The sequence below is a fragment of the Afipia dichlorophenoxyacetatis genome (genome assembly GCF_055386385.1).
On record NZ_AP029250.1, the window covers coordinates 3,810,778 to 3,829,833 of the forward strand.

At 59.5% G+C, this 19,056-nt stretch carries 15 protein-coding genes; 4 read left to right on the forward strand and 11 right to left on the reverse strand.

The genetic code is table 11. The annotated features are described in order from the left end of the window. Window positions 1–103: 103 nt before the first annotated feature. Complete coding sequence (gene guaB / locus ACZ5C3_RS17865) at window positions 104–1,600, reverse strand: IMP dehydrogenase (protein WP_464031756.1); 1,497 nt, start codon at window positions 1,598–1,600, stop codon at window positions 104–106. Window positions 1,601–2,093: 493 nt separating this feature from the next. Here guaB and ACZ5C3_RS17870 point away from each other — a divergent pair, with 493 nt between their 5' ends. Further along, complete coding sequence (locus ACZ5C3_RS17870) at window positions 2,094–3,557, forward strand: DHA2 family efflux MFS transporter permease subunit (RefSeq protein ID WP_464031758.1); 1,464 nt, start codon at window positions 2,094–2,096, stop codon at window positions 3,555–3,557. On the opposite strand, the gene ACZ5C3_RS17875 is transcribed toward ACZ5C3_RS17870, so the two are convergent. After that, window positions 3,554–4,249 carry an RlmE family RNA methyltransferase gene (locus ACZ5C3_RS17875; protein WP_464031760.1) on the reverse strand — a complete coding sequence of 232 codons (696 nt, stop codon included), beginning with the start codon at window positions 4,247–4,249 and terminating at the stop codon, window positions 3,554–3,556. The two genes, ACZ5C3_RS17870 and ACZ5C3_RS17875, sit on opposite strands and share 4 nt — an antisense overlap. Window positions 4,250–4,332: 83 nt before the next feature. Further along, window positions 4,333–5,409: a Ppx/GppA phosphatase family protein gene (locus ACZ5C3_RS17880; RefSeq protein WP_464038373.1), complete on the reverse strand. Its 1,077-nt coding sequence runs from the start codon at window positions 5,407–5,409 to the stop codon at window positions 4,333–4,335. A gap of 209 nt (window positions 5,410–5,618) precedes the next feature. On the opposite strand from ACZ5C3_RS17880, the gene ACZ5C3_RS17885 reads away from it, so the two are divergent. Further along, window positions 5,619–7,994 carry a xanthine dehydrogenase family protein molybdopterin-binding subunit gene (locus tag ACZ5C3_RS17885; protein ID WP_464044192.1) on the forward strand — a complete coding sequence of 792 codons (2,376 nt, stop codon included), beginning with the start codon at window positions 5,619–5,621 and terminating at the stop codon, window positions 7,992–7,994. Window positions 7,995–8,038: 44 nt separating this feature from the next. On the opposite strand, the gene ACZ5C3_RS17890 is transcribed toward ACZ5C3_RS17885, so the two are convergent. Continuing rightward, window positions 8,039–8,836: a hypothetical protein gene (locus ACZ5C3_RS17890; RefSeq protein WP_464031762.1), complete on the reverse strand. Its 798-nt coding sequence runs from the start codon at window positions 8,834–8,836 to the stop codon at window positions 8,039–8,041. A gap of 144 nt (window positions 8,837–8,980) precedes the next feature. Here ACZ5C3_RS17890 and ACZ5C3_RS17895 point away from each other — a divergent pair, with 144 nt between their 5' ends. Next, window positions 8,981–9,469: a YaiI/YqxD family protein gene (locus ACZ5C3_RS17895; protein ID WP_464031764.1), complete on the forward strand. Its 489-nt coding sequence runs from the start codon at window positions 8,981–8,983 to the stop codon at window positions 9,467–9,469. A 13-nt stretch (window positions 9,470–9,482) separates the two neighbouring features. Continuing rightward, window positions 9,483–11,303 (forward strand): ABC-F family ATP-binding cassette domain-containing protein, encoded by a 1,821-nt coding sequence (locus ACZ5C3_RS17900; RefSeq protein WP_464031765.1) that lies wholly within the window; start codon window positions 9,483–9,485, stop codon window positions 11,301–11,303. A gap of 21 nt (window positions 11,304–11,324) precedes the next feature. Here the strand turns inward: ACZ5C3_RS17900 and ACZ5C3_RS17905 are convergent, their stop codons facing one another. The 7 genes from ACZ5C3_RS17905 to ACZ5C3_RS17935 all read right to left on the reverse strand — a co-directional run bounded on the left by ACZ5C3_RS17905 (window position 11,325) and on the right by ACZ5C3_RS17935 (window position 19,037). Beyond that, a complete protein-coding gene (locus ACZ5C3_RS17905) occupies window positions 11,325–12,551 on the reverse strand; it encodes a BaiN/RdsA family NAD(P)/FAD-dependent oxidoreductase (protein ID WP_464031766.1) in 1,227 nt (408 codons plus the stop codon). A 5-nt stretch (window positions 12,552–12,556) separates the two neighbouring features. Then, complete coding sequence (locus tag ACZ5C3_RS17910) at window positions 12,557–13,489, reverse strand: SDR family NAD(P)-dependent oxidoreductase (RefSeq protein ID WP_464031767.1); 933 nt, start codon at window positions 13,487–13,489, stop codon at window positions 12,557–12,559. 24 nt (window positions 13,490–13,513) lie between these two features. Further along, a complete protein-coding gene (locus tag ACZ5C3_RS17915) occupies window positions 13,514–13,978 on the reverse strand; it encodes a MaoC family dehydratase (protein ID WP_464031768.1) in 465 nt (154 codons plus the stop codon). Window positions 13,979–14,166: 188 nt separating this feature from the next. Next, window positions 14,167–15,882 (reverse strand): AMP-binding protein, encoded by a 1,716-nt coding sequence (locus ACZ5C3_RS17920; RefSeq protein ID WP_464031769.1) that lies wholly within the window; start codon window positions 15,880–15,882, stop codon window positions 14,167–14,169. A gap of 9 nt (window positions 15,883–15,891) precedes the next feature. After that, a complete protein-coding gene (gene mmsB, locus ACZ5C3_RS17925) occupies window positions 15,892–16,776 on the reverse strand; it encodes a 3-hydroxyisobutyrate dehydrogenase (RefSeq protein WP_464031770.1) in 885 nt (294 codons plus the stop codon). A 30-nt stretch (window positions 16,777–16,806) separates the two neighbouring features. Beyond that, a complete protein-coding gene (locus ACZ5C3_RS17930; RefSeq protein ID WP_464031772.1) occupies window positions 16,807–17,895 on the reverse strand; it encodes an enoyl-CoA hydratase/isomerase family protein in 1,089 nt (362 codons plus the stop codon). Continuing rightward, window positions 17,892–19,037 carry an isobutyryl-CoA dehydrogenase gene (locus ACZ5C3_RS17935; protein ID WP_464031774.1) on the reverse strand — a complete coding sequence of 382 codons (1,146 nt, stop codon included), beginning with the start codon at window positions 19,035–19,037 and terminating at the stop codon, window positions 17,892–17,894. Before ACZ5C3_RS17935 ends, ACZ5C3_RS17930 begins: the two co-directional genes overlap by 4 nt. Between the last annotated feature and the right edge of the window lie 19 nt (window positions 19,038–19,056).

A 19,056-nucleotide genomic window follows, 5' to 3' on the forward strand; every position in this document is an offset into this window, starting at 1 on the left:
GCTTTAGTTTAAGCAAGTGCTCGGCTGGCCTCAGGCAATCAGCGATCAATCGCCGCCAAGTATAGCGTGTTGCGAGCCCGTCCGGCAGTTATTTCGGCGCTGATCAGGCGCCGCCGGGGTAGTTCGGGCTTTCGCGCGTGATCGTCACGTCGTGCACGTGACTCTCGCGCAGGCCCGCACCAGTGATGCGCACGAATTCCGCCTTTTGATGGAAATCTTCGAGGTTCCGCGCACCGACGTAACCCATGGCCGCGCGCAGGCCGCCGGCGAGCTGGTGCAAGACATTGGCGACCGGCCCCTTGTAAGGCACCTGCCCCTCGATCCCTTCTGGCACAAGCTTGAGCGTATCCTTGATGTCCTGCTGGAAATAACGATCCGCAGAACCGCGCGCCATCGCGCCGACCGACCCCATACCGCGATACGCCTTGTAGGAGCGGCCCTGCCACAGGAAGACTTCGCCAGGTGTCTCATCTGTGCCGGCTAGCAGCGAACCGACCATGGCGATGTCCGCGCCTGCCGCGAGTGCCTTGGCAAGATCGCCGGAATATTTGATGCCACCGTCAGCGATCACCGGAATGTTCGCCTTCTTGGCGGCTTCAACCGAATCCATGATCGCCGTGAGCTGCGGCACACCGACGCCAGCGACGATGCGCGTGGTGCAGATCGATCCCGGACCAATGCCGACCTTGACTGCATCAGCGCCGGAATCAATCAGAGCTTGGGTTGCTTCGGCGGTCGCAACGTTGCCCGCGATGACCTGCACAGCATTGGACAATTTCTTGATGCGACTGACCGCCTCTAACACCCGCACTGAATGCCCATGGGCCGTATCGACGACGATGACATCGACGCCGGCTTCGATCAGCTTTTCGGTGCGCTCGAATCCGCCTTCACCAACGGTCGTCGCAGCCGCAACGCGCAAGCGGCCCTGCTCGTCCTTGGAGGCCAGCGGATAGGCAACGGCCTTCTCGATGTCCTTCACAGTGACAAGCCCGACGCAGCGATACTGGTCATCCACCACCAACAGCTTCTCGATGCGATTTTGGTGCAGAAGCTTCTTCGCTTCGGTCTGGCTCACGCCCTCACGCACCGTGATGAGATTTTGGTGCGTCATCAGTTCGGAGACTTTTTGCTCCGGATCGGTGGCGAAGCGTACGTCGCGGTTGGTCAGGATGCCAACAAGCTTGCCCGGCTTTCCGTAGCCGCCGCCGGTCACCACCGGAACGCCGGAAATGCCGTGATCCTTCATCAGCGTCAGCGCATCGACGAGCTTGGCTTCGGGAGCAATGGTCAGCGGATTCACGACCATGCCGGATTCAAACTTTTTGACCTGACGAACTTGAGCCGCCTGGCCTTCGACATCGAAATTGCGGTGGATCACACCGATACCGCCAGACTGCGCCATGGCGATCGCCATGTGCGCTTCGGTCACCGTGTCCATGGCGGAGGCGATGATCGGTATGTTCAGCGGGATAGCGCGGGTCAGGTGGCTGCGAACATCAGCGTCCGAAGGCAGGATATCGGACAGGCCTGGCTTCAAGAGCACGTCATCGAACGTGAACGCTTCGCGAATGCCCCGGTCCGATTGTACGACTGCCATTGCCAACTCCGTTCAGCAGCCTGCGGCTGCGATAAAAAGTGTCCGGATGAGCGAAATCGGACGATACCTTTGGCATCGCCCGAATCGAAGCCCATCAATAGGGTTGGCGGTGGTCGATAGCATGTCATGATGACGTTTCAAAGCATTTCGCGCCAAAATCGCGGGTTTTTGCGCATGGGAGTTCTGCAACGGCGCCCTAGTGTGGTGGTTCAGAAGTTCGCTCCATCTTTCCCGCGGGTCCTTCCAGCGAACTTCTGAACCTAAACCACACTAGAATCATAGATTTGCCAGTGTCCTCTCGAATCCAAAGTCCGCTAAGGAGCCCGCGACACGCTGGGGCGGACTGTGGATTCGGGACACTGGCGGGAAATAATGGGCGAACAGGTGGTCTCACAGCGAGTTTATTGACCCAACAGCCCCGGACTCGCCTATCTGTGCCCGGCATTCTCTTGCCGTCCACCGTTTCGCTAAATCTTTCCATAAAGCTGAGCCGATGCAGAAAGAACGCCTGATACCCCTGATCGTGGCCTGCGCCCTGTTTATGGAAAACATGGACTCGACGGTCATTGCCACGTCCCTTCCGGCCATTGCCGCGGATATCGGCACCAGTCCGCTGACGCTGAAACTCGCGATTACGTCCTACCTGTTGTCGCTCGCGGTCTTTATCCCGGCGAGCGGCTGGACCGCCGACCGGTTCGGCGCACGGACCGTGTTCAGCGTCGCCATCGCCGTCTTCATGGTTGGCTCGATCGGCTGTGCCATCGCCAACTCGATCACTGGCTTTGTGTTCGCACGAATCCTGCAGGGGATCGGCGGTGCGATGATGACCCCCGTCGGACGCCTCGTCCTGCTGCGCTCCATCGACAAGAGCGCGCTGGTCAATGCCATGGCCTGGGTGACCGTCCCTGCCCTCATCGGCCCGGTGATCGGGCCGCCGCTCGGCGGCTTCATCACCACCTATTTCTCGTGGCATTGGATCTTTCTGATCAATATCCCGATCGGGTTGCTCGGCATCTACATGGCGCTGAAATACATCGATCCGATCAAAAGCGAGAATCCCGAGCGTTTCGATTTCGTCGGTCTCGTACTCGCTGGGCTCGGCGTGGCGGGGCTGGCTTTCGGATTGTCCGTCGCCGGTCTTGGTTTGCTGCCGTGGGAAATCGTCGTCGCCCTCATCGTCGGCGGCGGCATTGCCATGGCGCTCTACCTGCAACATGCGAAGCGCACTGCCTCACCCGTGCTGGACTTCACGTTGCTGCGCTACCCGACGTTGCGGTCCTGCCTGACCGGCGGCTTCCTTTACCGTCTCGGCATCGGCGCCCTGCCGTTCCTGTTGCCGTTGTTGATGCAAATCGGCTTCGGCTTGTCACCGTTTCAATCAGGTCTCGTGACCTTCGCGTCCTCGCTCGGCGCACTCGGCATGAAGACCTTGGCGGCACGCATCATCCGTACCTTTGGATTCCGCAACATCATGGTCATCAACGCCGTGGTGAGTTCGTTCTTCCTCGCGGCCTGCGCCCTGTTCACGCCATCAACGCCGCTCCTGCTGATCATGATCATCCTGATCGTCGGCGGCTTCTTCCGCTCGCTTCAGTTTACGGCGATCAACACACTGGCCTATGCCGATGTCGAGCCCGCCGAAATGAGCCGAGCGACCACACTCGTCAGCGTCAATCAGCAGCTTGCGATATCGGCAGGCGTTGCCGTGGGTGCTCTCGTCGTCGAAGCGACAATGCTGCACAACCACTCGGCCCAGCTAAGCGCCAGCGATTTCTGGCCCGCTTTCGTAGTGGTCGCAATCTTGTCGACGCTTTCGGCCTATCCGTTCTGGAAGCTGCCTGATGATGCCGGTCACCAGATATCGGGACACAAGATTCCCCCGCTTGAAGGGCCCAAAGCCCCCGAGGCTGCCGCCAGCGAAAGCACGCAAGAAGCGCGCGACCAAAAGCTCGGCTAGGCCTCGATCTGAGGTCGAGCCGCGCGGAATCCCATCGCGAGCACATAACGCTCCGAGGAATCCTGCCGGCTGGCCGCGGGCTTCACGTGCTTCACGCTCGTGTAATCGCGCTTGAGTTGTGCGAGCAGATCAGCGTCCGCTCCACTCTGGAAGACCTTGGCGAGGAATGTTCCACCGGGATTGAGAACTTCTGCTGCGAACTCCGCCGCATTTTCCACCAGGCCGATAATCCGTAGCTGGTCCGTCTTGCGGTGACCGGTGGTATTGGCCGCCATATCAGACATCACGATATCCGCACCGCCGCCGATCATCGCGCGCAGCCGGTCCGGCGCCTTCTCATCAAGAAAATCCATCTGCGCGAAGTCTACGCCAGGAATTTCAGGCATCTCCAGCAGGTCGATGGCGACGACCTTTCCCTTACCCTCCAGCGAACCCACGCGCTTGGCTGCGATCTGGCTCCATCCCCCTGGAGCGGCACCAAGATCGACCACAACCAATCCCTGCTTGAGAAAGCGATTCTTGTCGTCCATTTCCTGCAGCTTGTAGGCCGCACGCGAGCGAAACCCATCCCGCTTGGCCTGCGCCACATAGGGATCGTTCAATTGGCGTTCGAGCCAAAGCTTTGAGGACAGCTTCCGCTTGCCGCCGGTCTTGACCGTGACGTGAAGCCGCCCAGTGGTGTCTTTTGCCATCAAATCCGCTTTCAGAGCGTCATACTACGCAACGCTGGAAGGGCATACGATGTTTCGGCAGCCGCGTCACCGGTAGCTCACCGTTAGGCCGCCGGCATCACTCCGTCCTGACGCATCATCTCCACCAGCATTCCTTCGCGCAGGCCGCGATCCGCTACACGCAAGCGCGGCAGCGGGAATGCCAAGCGGATGGCATCAAGGATAGCGCATCCGGCCAGCACAAGATCAGCCCGCTCGGTGCCGATGCACGGATTGAGCGCGCGGTCCCGATAAGTCATGCCAAGCAACCGTTCGATGGCGCAGTCCATTTCTGTATCATTCATCCACAGGCCATCGACCCTGCGGCGATCGTAGTGCATGAGACCGAGATGAACCCCAGCGACCGTGGTAACGGTGCCAGAGGTTCCGAGCAGATGCATATCGCACAGGTCGTCGCCATGCCGATCGGCGAACGGTGCAAGGTGCCCTGCGACGTCATCGATCATCGCCTGGTAGGACTGGCGCGTCACGTTCGTGCCGCCGAACCGCTCAGCCAGTGTCACGACGCCGAGTGGGAGCGATACCCAGGGGCCTTTCACGGGTGGCGCATCTGCAGCGCCGCGATCCCGCTCAATGCGGACGATTTCCGTCGACCCTCCGCCGATATCGAAGAGAATTGCACCTTTCGCCTTTGCATCGAGTAGTGGCGAGCAACCGATCATGGCGAGGGTCGATTCAGTCTCCCGATCGACGATCTCAAGTTGAATGCCAGTTTCCCGCTCGATGAGGCCGAGGAAGAAGTCGGAATTGTCTGCGGCACGACAAGCTTCCGTCGCGATGGTCCGAAGACGCTTCACACCCTTCGCGCGGATCTTGTCGCTACAGACAGTCAAAGCTCCGACGGCACGTGAAATCGCAGCATCACTGATGCGTCCCGTGGTGGAAACGCCCTCGCCCAAGCGGATAATGCGGGAAAACGAATCGATGACACGAAAGCCATCCGGCGCCACGCGCGCGATCAACAAACGGCAATTGTTCGTGCCAAGATCGAGAGCGGCATAGGCGGGTGCGGCGACAAATACGCGATCGTGCATCCGATCACGTATGTCGTCGTCTGCGACCGACCTTGGCAGGTCCACGCACGGCTCGGAGCCGTGGCGCAACTGCACCTCTTCCGTCATATCCGTCCATCTCTGCGCAGCCGGCCAGCGGCGCGCCAATTCCTGTTCGGGACGGAGAGTAACAGTGTGGTGATTAGGTGCAACAGTAGTGGTGGCGATAGAAGCCCAATCGCTCATTGTGGTTAGGACACCGCATCCTTATTTGGGGGTTAACCCCGCCCAAAATTGAGCCTCTGAGGCCATAAACTGGCTTGTCATCGGATTTTCATATGCAAGATCACGTCTCCCGCCCCTCCGCCGAAAACCTTATCGCATTGCAAAAATTTGGGATTGGACAGCCCATCCGCCGTAAGGAGGACGACACCCTTGTGCGGGGCAAGGGGAAATATACGGACGATTGCAACCTGCCTGAGCAGGCCTATGCCTGGATTGTGCGCAGCACGCACGCCCACGGCGTCATAAGGGGCATCGATGTCGATCACGCAAAGAAGATGCCGGGCGTTCTCGGCGTCTGGACCGGTCGGGAACTGACAGATGCAGGGTACAACCCATTCACGTCCGGGGTGCCGCTGAAGAATCGCGATGGCTCCTCCCTTCTGCAGACCAACCGTCCGGCCCTCGTCACCGACAAGGTGCGTTTCGTTGGAGACCCTGTCGCCTTCGTTGTTGCGACGACGCTCACCCAAGCCCGCGATGCCGCCGAAGCAGTTGTGCTCGACATCGAGCCGCTTCCTGCCGTGACAAGCGCCGAGGCTGCGACCCAGCCGGGCGCTCCGCAGCTCTACGATAACATCCCTAACAACGTGGCCCTCGACTTCCATTCGGGCGACACAGCTGCGTTGGACGCGGCCTTTGCGAAAGCGGCACATATCGCGCGCCTCGATATCGCAAACACGCGCCTTGCCGTTGTCGCTATGGAGCCACGATCGGCACTCGCGCAGTACGACAGGGAAACCGAACGCTACACCATCGAGGTTCCAACGCAGGGCGTGGCCGGGAGCCGCACGTCGCTAGCGAAAACCATGAATGTTTCCCCCGACAAAATTCGTCTGCTGACACACAATGTCGGCGGGTCGTTCGGCATGAAGAACGCTAATTATCCCGAATATGTTTGCATCCTTCACGCAGCGAAGGAGCTTGGCCGTCCGGTGAAGTGGACGGACGAGCGCTCCACCAGCTTTCTCTCCGACAATCATGGACGCGCGCAGGACATTCACGGCGAACTGGCACTCGCCGCCGACGGCGCCTTCCTCGGAGTGCGCGTCCGCGGTTACGGTAATCTCGGCGGTTATCTCACCGGCTACGCCCCGCTGGTGTTGTCCCTCAACATCGCGAAGAACATCGCCAGCGTTTACCGAACGCCGCTGATCGAAGTCGACATCAAATGCGTGCTCACCAATACCACCCTGCTGGGTGCGTATCGCGGTGCCGGCCGTCCGGAAGCCAATTACTTCATGGAGCGGCTGATCGATCGCGCAGCCGACGAGATGGGCATCGACCCCCTGACGCTCCGCAAGCGCAATTTCGTCAAGCCTTCGCAAATTCCGTATGCAGCCGCCAACGGTTTCACCTACGATAGCGGCGACTTCCCAGGAGTCTTCAACAAGGCGATTGAGCAGGCAGATCTTGCGGGCTTTGCCAAGCGCAAGCGCGAAAGCCGCAAGCGTGGGAAATTGCGCGGCATCGCGGTGGGGTCGTATCTCGAAATCACAGGCCCCCCGAGCGCCGAGTTGGGAAAGATCACGTTCGAGGTTGATGGCACGGTAAAAATCACCACCGGCACGCTCGACTATGGGCAGGGCCACGCAACTCCCTACGCCCAAGTTCTGGCAACGTATCTCGGTGTTCCATTCGACGCGATCACGCTTGAACAAAGCGACAGTGATATCGTTCACACGGGCAATGGCACCGGAGGATCACGATCGATCACAGCCAGTGGAGCGGCCATCGTCGAGGCGTCACAGCTCATTGTCCAGAAAGGCAAACAAGCCGCTGCTCATGTGCTGGAAACATCCGAAGCCGATATCGAATTCTCCGACGGACGCTTCATAGTCGCGGGCACTGATCGCGGCATCGGCGTAATGGAGCTTGCGGCGAAACTGCGAAACTCCAAGCAGCCAGAGGGCGTGCCGTCATCGCTCGATGTCGATCACACGATGCAGGGCGTTCCCTCGACATTTCCGAACGGCTGCCATGTGGCTGAGGTCGAAATCGATCCCGAGACCGGCGTGGTTCAGATCGTCAATTACACAGGCGTCAACGACTTCGGCACCGTGGTCAACCCAATGCTTGTTGCCGGCCAAATTCACGGCGGCGTTGCGCAAGGCATCGGACAGGCGCTGATGGAATGCGTGAGCTACGATTCAAGCGGCCAACCGATCACCGGCTCGTTCATGGATTACGCGATGCCACGTGCCGGCGACATTCCGTCGATGACGCTGGGCAGTCACCCCTCGCCCGCCACATCTAATCCACTTGGCACAAAGGGATGCGGTGAAGCCGGCTGCGCCGGAAGCCTTGCAACCGTCGTGAATGCGGCGATCGATGCGCTGTCCGACCATGGCGTGACGCATCTCGATATGCCACTCACGCCGGAAAAGATCTGGCGCGCCATTCAGGAAAGCCGCAAGACGAAATCGGCCTAACCGCTAGCAGAAGCCCGAGAATTTCTCGGGCTTCTTTATAGGCCTCACGCTGCCATGGTTTCGCGAGGCTGATAAATCGCCACGTGCTGGCAATGCGCGATCACGGTTTTGCCGTTGGCAACAATCACCCCATCCAGTTCGACAAACTTGTGGCCCTTACGCTCGTAATTACCGGTTACCTTCGCGCGCGCCGTCAGTACATCCTCGACGGGCGCCGTTGCAAGATAGCGAATGGTACTCCCGACGTGAATCCAGGGACCGAGAATGGCGTTCTCCATCAACGCCCAATTCATAGTGCGCAGGAGCATGCCGGTGTGAACAATCTTCTCGTTGGCATAAAGTGGATCGGTTTCTCGGACATCGCGTAGATAGTCGAGCGACGGCTGCGCGCCCAATGTGTACGGCGGTATCCCAAGCCACTTTCCTTGCGCATATGAGCTTTCGCTGACCGGCTCACGTTTGGCTACAACGGAAACGTCCTGAAAATCGCTCAGCGAGATTGCCTTCACATCGGACGGCATGGATGCATGCCCCATCGCACATAGTTCACCGCGGCTTTCGACCTTGATGGCAATGCCGGTATCGGTGTCCGCGGCCGTCACGATAGCGGTCTCGCCGTCGTAAACCGGCTTGAGGAATCGGCCGTCCATCAGACCGCGCTCGAGAAAGGCCTTCCCCCATTTTGCCACCGGCATATGGCTCATATAGGCGAACACATCGACGCCGGGGACCAGACCGCCCTGAAACCCGAACCTACGCGCGACCGAATCGTCGTGCATTTTGTTTTCCGAGTTTTTGGCGAGGTTGTAGGCGGAAACGGTGTGGGGGTTGAGTGCGGTCATCAGCTTCCTCGGGATTTTTTCGATTATTGAGGAAGATGGTACGCAAAGTTCCGGTCGAGACAAGCGAAGCTTGTGCATGCCACTTAACCGGGTTCAGCGCCTTTTACTCGCCATTTGGCCCGCCTTGCGCTACCAGCAGCGGCAATGACCCCAGACGAACCAACCTCACCGCACAGAATCCGGATTTATGTCGACGCCGACGCTTGCCCGGTGAAAGACGAGATTTATCGCGTGGCCGAGCGGCACCGGCTGCCGGTCAGCGTCGTTGCGGGCAATTTCATTCGCGTGCCGAACGACCCGCTGATCGAACGCATCGCTGCAGGCGCCGGAATGGATGCCGCCGACGACTGGATTGCGGAACGCGCGCAGAAAGGCGATATCGTCATTACATCTGACATCCCATTGGCGGCTCGCTGCGTCAAAGCCGGTGCTGAGGTCATTGCGCCGAATGGAAAGCCTTTTTCGGAAGCTTCCATCGGAATGACATTAGCGGTCCGTAATTTGATGACAGACCTGCGTTCCAGCGGAGAGGTCACCGGAGGACCGCGTTCGTTCTCACCGAAGGATCGCTCGGCGTTCCTCTCCACTCTCGATCAAACCATTCGCCGCATCCAACGCGCGCAACAGAAATAAGCAATCCGATCCCATGGCTCCTCCCCTTATTCAGTTGAAAGACATCGCGTTGACCTTCGGCGGCACCCCGCTACTGACGGGCGCCGAACTCTCCGTATCGACCGGCGAGCGCGTCTGTCTGATCGGGCGCAATGGTTCCGGTAAATCCACCCTGCTGAAGATCGTTGCCGGGCTGGTGGAAGCCGATCGCGGCAGCCGTTTCGTGCAGCCGGGTGCAACCATTCGCTATTTACCGCAGGAGCCGGATTTCACCGGTTGCGCAACGACGCTGGCCTACGTGGAAGCCGGCCTCAATCCTGGCGACGATCATTATCAGGCCCAGTATCTGCTGGACCAGCTTGGTCTCACCGGATCTGAAGACCCGACGAACCTCTCGGGCGGAGAAGCGCGCCGTGCGGCACTCGCCCGCGTCCTCGCCCCCTCACCCGACGTCCTCCTCCTCGACGAGCCCACCAACCACCTCGATCTCACCACCATTGAATGGCTGGAAGGTGAGCTGGCCAGCCGCCGCAGCGCCCTGGTGATGATCAGCCACGACCGGCGCTTTCTCACCAATCTGTCTCGAGCCACTGTTTGGCTTGATCGCGGCCAGACTAGACGAATTGAAAGAGGCTTCGATGCGTTCGAAGCTTGGCGTGATGAGGTGCTTGCTGAAGAAGAACGCGACCAGCACAAGCTCGACCGCAAGATCGTCGCGGAAGAGCACTGGCTGCGCTATGGCGTCTCAGGCCGCCGCAAGCGCAACGTCAAGCGCCTCGGCAATCTCCATGCCCTGCGCGACCAGCGCCGCGATTATCGTGGCGTGGCCGGCAAAGCCAATCTCGCAGCGGCGGAAGCTGATAGCTCTGGCAAGCTCGTGATCGAAGCCAAGCGCATCGCGAAATCCTTCGGTGAGCGCAAGATCGTGGATGACTTCTCCATCCGCGTGACGCGCGGCGACCGCCTCGGTATCGTCGGCCCCAACGGCGCCGGTAAAACCACGCTCATCAACATTCTGACCGGAGCGGACGCGCCGGATTCTGGCTCGGTGCGCCTGGGCGCCAATCTCGAGATGGCGACCCTCGACCAGCACCGAGAGAGCCTCGATCCGAAGACGACGTTGTCCGATGCTCTCACGGGCGGACGTGGCGACAGCATTATGGTCAACGGCAAACCGAAGCATGTCGTCGGCTACATGAAAGACTTTTTGTTTTCCCAAGAGCAAATTCGCACGCCACTCGAAGTACTATCCGGCGGCGAACGCGGCCGGCTGATGCTGGCGCGCGCGCTGGCGAAGCCATCGAACCTGCTGGTGCTGGACGAACCAACCAACGATCTCGATCTCGAAACGCTCGACGTTCTCGAAGAGATGCTGGGCGACTATGATGGCACGGTCATTCTGATCAGCCATGACCGTGATTTTCTCGATCGCGTGGTGACCTCCGTCATTGCCCCCGAAGGCAACGGAAGATGGGTCGAATATGCCGGCGGCTACTCCGACATGCTGGCGCAACGCGGCGCCGATCTGCAGGAGAAGACCGTCAAGGGGGTCACTGCGGATGAGACAAAATCTGCAAAAACCACGGCGGCGTCGCCCGCTCCCCCGGCCAAGCGCCGTCTCAGCTTCAACGAAAAGCATGCGCTCGAGACATTGCCAAAAACGATGTCGAAACTTCAGGCAGACATCGCCAAACAGCAAAAGCTTTTAGACGATCCTCAGCTCTATACGAAAGATCGCAAGGCGTTCGACGCCGCATCGGCTGCTATTGCGAAAGCCCAGAGCGAACTCGAAACCGCTGAAGAAAAGTGGCTGGAGCTGGAAATGCTGCGCGAGGAAATCGAAAGCGGCGCGTGACGCCGCCCAGCGTTAGACTTCCTATTTAGCGCCTTCTCGAGCTAGCCAGGCGAGCGTCCCGCGCCCCGCAGCCACCCCCGTCGCAAAACATGCCTGGAGCAAATAGCCACCGGTCGGAGCTTCCCAATCGAGCATCTCGCCTGCAACAAAAACGCCGGGCATTTTGCGAAGCATGAACTGCGCATCGATTTCGTCAAACGAGATCCCACCCGCCGTGGAGATGGCGCGCTCAAGGGGCGCAGTCCCGACGAGCTTCACCGGAACGTCGTTGATGAATCGCGCGAGATCCACAGCCGACATCGTTGACGGATACAATTCCAGCGCAATCGTCGCTTCCTGCAGAAGCCCGATCGCCGCTGGCGAAAGACTGAGTTGCTTTCGAAGATAGGTCGAAAGCGACTGCTTGTTTCGCGGCGCGCTCAATCTGGCAACGAGATCGGAGATCTCAAGATCGGGCCGCAGGGCCACGCGCAGCGTTGTCTCGCCCGCCCGATCAATCGCATCGCGCAATGGCGCGGAGATCGCATAAACCGCCCCGCCCTCGATGCCGGCGCGCGAAATGATCATATCGCCGCGCGCGGTGTGCGGCCCTGACGACAGCGTCACGCCCTTGAGAGGATGCCCTTCGTATCGATCGCGAAACACATCCGACCATGCAACATGGAAGCCGCAATTGGCAGGTCGAAGCGGCGCGCTCGCGATGCCCTTAGATTGCAACAGAGCGAGCCATCCGCCATCCGATCCCAAGCGCGGCCAGCTCCCGCCGCCTAACGCGAGAACAGTAGCGTCAGCCTTTACGGTGCGTTCGCCTTCGGCGCTTTCAAAACGCAGTTCGCCCTTGTCCGTCCATCCGGCCCACGTGTGACGCAACGCAAATTGGACGCCCGACTGATCGAGACGGCGCAGCCAGGCCCGCAACAACGGTGATGCCTTAAACGCTTTTGGAAACACGCGGCCACTTGTGCCGACGAATGTCGGCTGGCCGAGATGTTCGCTCCATGCGCGCAAGGCGTCCGCCGGAAAAGCCTCCACCGCAGCACGCAGGTACGGCATCGCCGCACCATAGCGTGCAAGAAATGCATCGAGCGGTTCGCTGTGGGTCAGATTGAGCCCGCCGCGCCCGGCCAGCAAAAACTTGCGCCCGACTGACGGCATCCGGTCATAGACCGTAACGCGCGCGCCATTCGCCGCGAGAGTTCCGGCGGCCATCAGCCCCGCAGGGCCGGCGCCGATGACTGCTACGTTCAACGTGATCAACCGCCCATCGGTGGCAGCTTGATACCGGCAGCCTTTGCTGCCTGCTCGACGTATTTGTAGGTCTGGAAGAACGCGCCGCCGAGATCACGAGCTTTCGACAGGTCTGCGATCTTTTCAAAGCTCGCAGCGACTGCGTCCGGCGTCCATTCGGCCTGTGGCAGATTGAGACCTTCGGTCTCCACGATCTTGATCACAGCAAACGAGCCTGCACCTGCTCCCATGATTGTACGCGTCGGCGCATCCTCACTGAGCATATACATCACTGCGGGCGTAATGGCTTCCGGTTTCATCAGCGCCAGCACATCCGGCGGGATAAGACCTTCGGTCATGCGCGTTGCCGCAGTCGGCGAGATGGTGTTGACGCGGATGTTGGTCTTGCGCCCTTCTTCAGCAAGGACATTCATCAAGCCAACGATGCCGGCCTTCGCCGCACCATAGTTGGCTTGACCGAAATTACCGAACATTCCGGATGATGATGTGGTGACGACGATGCGACCGTAGTTGCGCTCTTTCATCCCATCCCACACCGCCTTGCAGCAGTTGAACGTACCTGTGAGATGCACGCTGACGACCTTGGCGAAATCATCCGGCTCCATCTTACCGAAGGACTTGTCGCGCAGGATGCCGGCGTTCGCCACCATGAGGTCAACACTGCCCCACTTTGCGGTGGCCTGCGCGACCATGTCCTTGACCTGCTCGTAGCTGGAGACATCGGCGCCATTCACCATGGCCTCACCACCGGCTTTGCGGATTTCTTCCACTACTTCCTCGGCCGGGCTCACCGACCCGCCGCTGCCATCGCGCGCCGCGCCCATATCATTAACGACCACACGGGCACCAAGCTTGGCCAAGCCAAGTGCATGCGCGCGTCCGAGGCCTGCACCCGCGCCCGTCACAACTGCAACGCGTCCATCAAACCTGATTGCCATGATCCTCGTCCCTTCGAATCCGAGTTAAATAAAGATATGCAGTGCGAGCCAGTCCGCGACCAAAGCGGGCTTTTGCTCATTCTCGATCTCAAGCGTGACTGCTGTCCGCGCCAACAACTCCTTCGGCGATCGCATGGTTGCTTCGGACATCACAAATCGCGCACGCACGCGTGAGCCTGCACGCACAGGCGTTAGAAACCGGACTTTGTCGAACCCATAATTGATCGACATGGCCGTGTCGTTCAGTGTCGGCATTGCCTCATAGGCCATGGCTGACAAGAGCGACAGCGACAGGAAGCCGTGTGCAATCGTCCCGCCAAACGGTGTCTCGCGCTTGGCGCGCTCCGGATCGACATGGATGAATTGATGGTCGTTGGTCGCGTGGGCAAACTGATCAATCTGCTTCTGGTCGACCGTATGCCACCCTGACACCCCAAGCTCGGTCCCCACGAGCTTCAAGTACTCTTCGCGATCCATTGCAACGCCCATCGTGTCCCCTCTGTGGCTGCATTGGGGTTCGCACATTCCACAGAACGGCGTTGCGGCCAAGTGAAAACTTCACCTGTAATGGGTCGGAGCACACCTGCGAATCCGTCATAGACGAAAGTCAGATGCGCATTCGAGCCTAAATTTGGTCGATTCTCATTTGGAGGAGTATGAAATCTCCTCCAACGCTGCTAGCGCCCAGCCTGCAGCTCTGGAAAATCCTCTTCCCGGAATTCATGACCGCGCATGGGGTCCTTGCGATCGTTGTCGTGCTCCAGGCGACGAAGTTGCACGCGACGAATCTTGCCTGAGATCGTCTTCGGTAATTCCGATACCAGTTCAATGCGGCGAATCCGCTTGAACGGCGCAAGGCGTGAATGCGTGTACTGGAAAATCGACAACGCAGTCTCACGGGAAATGGCCGTGCCCGCAACCAAGGACACGTAGGCTTTTGGGAGCGCCAGACGGATTGGGTCTGGCGTCGGCACCACCGCCGCTTCTGCGACGACATCGTGCTCGAGCAATACGCTCTCGAGTTCGAATGGGCTGATACGGTAATCGGATGATTTAAAGACGTCGTCCGAACGGCCGACAAATGTCAGGTAACCATCGTCGTCGAGAAACGCGACGTCGCCGGTCTGATAGGTATCACCGTCGGCACCTTTAGGTTTGCCGTCTTCACCTTGATAGCCAAGCATCAATCCCGCCGGCCGATCCGCACCGAGAACAAGGCGAATTTCGCCTTCTTTCGCGGGATTGCCGTCCGCATCCATCACCCTAACCTTGTAGCCTGGTAACGGCCGGCCCATCGATCCAACTTTCACCAGTTGTCCCGGTGAATTGCCCGCAAGCGCCGTGGTTTCGGTCTGGCCGTAGCCGTCGCGAATGGTCAGCCCCCAGGCCGCCTTCACCTGATCGATGACTTCGGGATTGAGCGGCTCACCGGCCCCGCAAACCTCGCGCACCGACACCTTGTAGTCCGCGAGCCGTTCCTGGATGAACAGTCGCCACACCGTCGGCGGAGCACACAACGTCGTCACGCCGCAGCGAGCGACCGTTGCGAGTAAGGTCTTCGCGTCAAAACGCGGCTGATTACAGATGAAGATCGTCGCGCCGGCATTCCATGGCGAGAAGAAGCAGCTCCATGCGTGCTTGGCCCATCCCGGCGAGGAGATGTTGAGGTGGATGTCCCCTGGCTGCAATCCAAGCCAGTACATCGTCGACAGCGACCCGACCGGATAACTGCGATGGCTGTGCAGCACCAGCTTCGGTTTCGCCGTTGTACCGGAGGTGAAGTACAGCAGCATCGGATCGTTAACCCCTGTGGGCCCGTCCGGTGTGAATGTCTCAGGATATTTGGCTGCATCCTCGTAACGCCGCCAGCCATTGTGGTCCGACGTCGCGGCGACAACGACCTTGGTAAATCCCTCGCCGCCAAGCCCCTCGAACTTGGCGACCTGATCCTGAGAGGCCACCACGACCTTCGCCTTGCCGCGATCGAGCCGATCACGCAATTCATCAGCGGTCAGCAGCGTTGTCGCCGGAATCACCACAACGCCGAGCTTCATGGCGGCCAGCATGGTCTCCCACAGCGGCACTACGTTGCCGAGCAGCAGCAACAAATGATCGCCGCGCTTTAATCCGCGATCGCGAAGAAAATTTGCGGTCTGATTGGACCGTCGCGAAAGCTCGCCGAACGTCAGTTTAGTCTCAGTGTTAGCCGCGACATCAACAATCCACAGCGCGGTGCGATCCTTGCTCTCTGGATCTTTGGCCAACCCCGCGTCAAACCAGTCGAGCGCCCAGTTGAACTGGGCTTCATCGGGCCAGCGGAAGTCCCTGACGGCCGTGTCGTAATCAGTGCGATGTTTGAGGAGGAAAGCGCGTGCGTCCCGGAACGTCGTCATCGCCACCTCTTACTTCGCTAGATTTCGCACGTGCTTGATAATTCCCGAAAAATCGACACTGCCATGGCCGGCTTTCTCGAAGGCATCGTAGATGCTCTCGGCATGGGCTCCGAGCGGTGTCGCCGCGCCCGCCGACTTCGCAGCCTCCTGCGACAAACGAAGGTCCTTCAGCATCAGCGCAGCCGCAAACCCCGGCTTGTAGTCATTGTTCGCAGGCGATGTCGGGACCGGACCCGGCACCGGGCAATAGGTTGTCAGCGACCAACACTGGCCCGACGATGTCGAGGCCACATCGAATAACGCCTGATGCGAAAGACCAAGTTTCTCGCCGAGAGCAAATGCCTCCGACACACCGATCATAGAGATGGCGAGGATCATGTTGTTGCAGATCTTGGCCGCCTGCCCCGCGCCCGCTTCCCCGCAATGCACGATCTTCTTGCCCATATTTTCCAGCACAGGCTTGGCCGCAGCAAATGCGTTGGCACTGCCACCGGCCATGAATGTCAACGTGGCGTTCTTCGCGCCAACAGTTCCGCCAGAGACCGGCGCGTCGACCGACGGCAAATTGTGCTCCAATGCGTGGGCGTGGGCGTGGCGCGCACTTTCCACATCAATGGTCGAACAATCGATCATCAGTGTGTTCTTAGCGACTAAGGGAACGATCTCCGTCCACACACTCAGAACGTGCTTGCCGGCGGGCAACATGGTGATGACGACTTCCGCCCCCTTCACCGCATCTGCCGCACTCGCCGCGATGCTGACGCCATCTGCTTTGGCTGCATCCTTTGATGCTTGCACAAGATCAAAGCCCTGAACCTTGTGCCCGGCTTTCACGAGGTTGGCAGCCATCGGGCCACCCATATTGCCAAGACCAATGAATGCGATGCTTGCCATGTTTCTTCCTCGTTTTTGATTTTTTAGAAATCAGTCTGGAAACACCAGCTGATATTTTGTGTGTGGCTGAAAGTATTTATCGACCATCTCCGGCGCCACATCTTCAAGACGCGCCGGGGACCATTTCGGATTGCGATCCTTGTCAATCACCGCCGCGCGAACGCCTTCGATGAACTCTGCGCTTTCAAAGACGGCCAGAGCCGCGCCATATTCGCGAACGAGACACTCTTTAAGCGATTTCGACGACCGGCCGAGCCGCAGCAACTTCAAGGTGACTTTCAATCCGATCGGCGACTTGTCAGACAGAGCCTTCAACGTCGCGAGTGCAAACTCGGAGCCGTCTTGCTCCAACGCAGCGACGATCTCCTCCATCGTGTCGAAGGCAAAGCATCGATCGATCTGTTCACGATGTTGCTCAATCGAGGGAGCCGCATCCTTCACCGCATAACCCTGCATGATGACACGAACGTCGTTCGCGTTGGCACGCAGCGGGGCATTGATCAGCGCATCGCGCAGCGCGGGCCAATCGGCGGAATTAATCAGGACATCCGCAATACCTGCGTAGATGGCGTCCGCGCCGCTCATCGGCTGGCCCGTCAGCGCATAGTAAGTCCCGAGCTCACCCGGCGTGTGTGACAGCAACCATGTACCGCCGACGTCGGGGAAGAAGCCGAGACCGACTTCAGGCATCGCGATCTTTGTTTTCTCAGTCACGATCCGGTGCGGTCCATGTGCGGACAAGCCGACGCCGCCACCCATCACCAAACCGTCCATATAGGCGACATAAGGTTTGGGATAGATCGGGATGCGCGCATTGAGGATGTATTCCTCGCGCCAGAACACGGCACCCAGGTCACCACCGACCTTTGCGCTTTCGTACAGCCCCCGGATATCGCCCCCGGCACAAAGCCCGCGTTCGCCGGCACCTTCCAGCAGCACCAGCGAAACACCGGGATCGGCCTCAAAGCCATCCAGCGCCGTAACGATGCCTCGCGTCATGTCGAGCGTCAGCGCATTGATGGCCTTGGGACGATTGAGGCGAAGCACGCCAGCGGCGCCCTCGCGGCGAACGACCAGATCTCCATCGACGTTGTTCATGGCAGCAAGAGGCGCATTCATCGCGCCGCCTCGATCAGTTTCCGCGACACGATCAGCCGCATGATTTCGTTGGTGCCTTCCAGGATCTGATGCACGCGCAAGTCTCTTACGATCTTTTCGATTCCATATTCGGCAAGGTAGCCATAACCGCCGTGCAATTGCAGCGCCTGATTGGCAACTTCGAATCCCACATCGGTACCGAAGCGCTTAGCCATTGCGCACAGCATGCTTGCGTCCGGATCCTTGCGATCCAGAGCAGCCGCCGCCCGCCACAAAAACGTTCGCGCGGCCTCCAGTTCGGTCGCCATGTCTGCAAGACGGAACTGCAGGGCCTGGAATTCGTCCAGGCGTTTTCCGAACGCCTTGCGCTCTTTCATATAGGCGAGTGATTTATCGAGGGCAGATTGCGCGCCACCCAGTGAGCACGCGGCAATGTTCAGCCGCCCGCCGTCAAGACCGGCCATGGCGATCTTAAAGCCGATGCCTTCATCGCCGAGGCGGTTGGTAACCGGCACTCGTGCATTCTCGAAAATCACCGCGCGGGTCGGCTGCGCATTCCAGCCCATCTTCCGCTCGTTGCCGCCGAACGACACGCCGGGCGTATCGCCCTCGATGACCAGCGTGGAAATACCTGAAGGACCTTCGCCGCCGGTGCGAACCATGGCGACGTACAGATCGCTCTTGCCCGCGCCGGAAATAAACTGCTTTTGCCCATTGAGGACATAATGATCGCCATCGCGGACAGCGCGCGTGCTGAGTGCTGCAGCATCCGATCCCGAGCCTGGCTCTGTGAGGCAATAGCTTGCGAGCAGCTCCATGGTGCAGAGACGCGGCAGCCATTGTTGGCGTTGCGCCTGCGATCCATAGGCGTCGATCATCCACGCCGACATATTGTGGATCGAGATGAATGCCGACACCGTCGGACATCCCATCGCGAGCGCCTCAAAAATCAGAGCTGCGTCGAAACGCGTAAGCGCCGAACCGCCCACATCGTCGCGGATGTAAATGCCGCCGATGCCGAGCGCAGCAGCTTCGCGCATGACATCGACGGGGAAATGCCGCTCCTCATCCCACTTGATAGCGAAGGGAGCGATTTTCTCAGCCGCAAATTCGCGAGCCATGTCGCGAACCGCGGTCTGATCTTCAGTGAGTGCGAACTGCATCAGCGCCCGCCTCGCTTGC

Bases quoted from the DNA above. Each gene is read 5' to 3' on its own strand.
- ACZ5C3_RS17885 (WP_464044192.1), top strand. From the start codon at position 5,619: ATGCAAGATCACGTCTCCCGCCCCTCCGCCGAAAACCTTATCGCATTG.
- mmsB (WP_464031770.1), bottom strand. From the start codon at position 16,776: ATGGCAAGCATCGCATTCATTGGTCTTGGCAATATGGGTGGCCCGATG.
- ACZ5C3_RS17920 (WP_464031769.1), bottom strand. From the start codon at position 15,882: ATGACGACGTTCCGGGACGCACGCGCTTTCCTCCTCAAACATCGCACT.
- ACZ5C3_RS17870 (WP_464031758.1), top strand. From the start codon at position 2,094: ATGCAGAAAGAACGCCTGATACCCCTGATCGTGGCCTGCGCCCTGTTT.
- ACZ5C3_RS17930 (WP_464031772.1), bottom strand. From the start codon at position 17,895: ATGAATGCGCCTCTTGCTGCCATGAACAACGTCGATGGAGATCTGGTC.
- ACZ5C3_RS17910 (WP_464031767.1), bottom strand. From the start codon at position 13,489: ATGGCAATCAGGTTTGATGGACGCGTTGCAGTTGTGACGGGCGCGGGT.
- ACZ5C3_RS17895 (WP_464031764.1), top strand. From the start codon at position 8,981: ATGACCCCAGACGAACCAACCTCACCGCACAGAATCCGGATTTATGTC.
- guaB (WP_464031756.1), bottom strand. From the start codon at position 1,600: ATGGCAGTCGTACAATCGGACCGGGGCATTCGCGAAGCGTTCACGTTC.
- ACZ5C3_RS17890 (WP_464031762.1), bottom strand. From the start codon at position 8,836: ATGACCGCACTCAACCCCCACACCGTTTCCGCCTACAACCTCGCCAAA.
- ACZ5C3_RS17880 (WP_464038373.1), bottom strand. From the start codon at position 5,409: ATGACGGAAGAGGTGCAGTTGCGCCACGGCTCCGAGCCGTGCGTGGAC.
- ACZ5C3_RS17915 (WP_464031768.1), bottom strand. From the start codon at position 13,978: ATGGGCGTTGCAATGGATCGCGAAGAGTACTTGAAGCTCGTGGGGACC.
- ACZ5C3_RS17935 (WP_464031774.1), bottom strand. From the start codon at position 19,037: ATGCAGTTCGCACTCACTGAAGATCAGACCGCGGTTCGCGACATGGCT.
- ACZ5C3_RS17900 (WP_464031765.1), top strand. From the start codon at position 9,483: ATGGCTCCTCCCCTTATTCAGTTGAAAGACATCGCGTTGACCTTCGGC.
- ACZ5C3_RS17875 (WP_464031760.1), bottom strand. From the start codon at position 4,249: ATGGCAAAAGACACCACTGGGCGGCTTCACGTCACGGTCAAGACCGGC.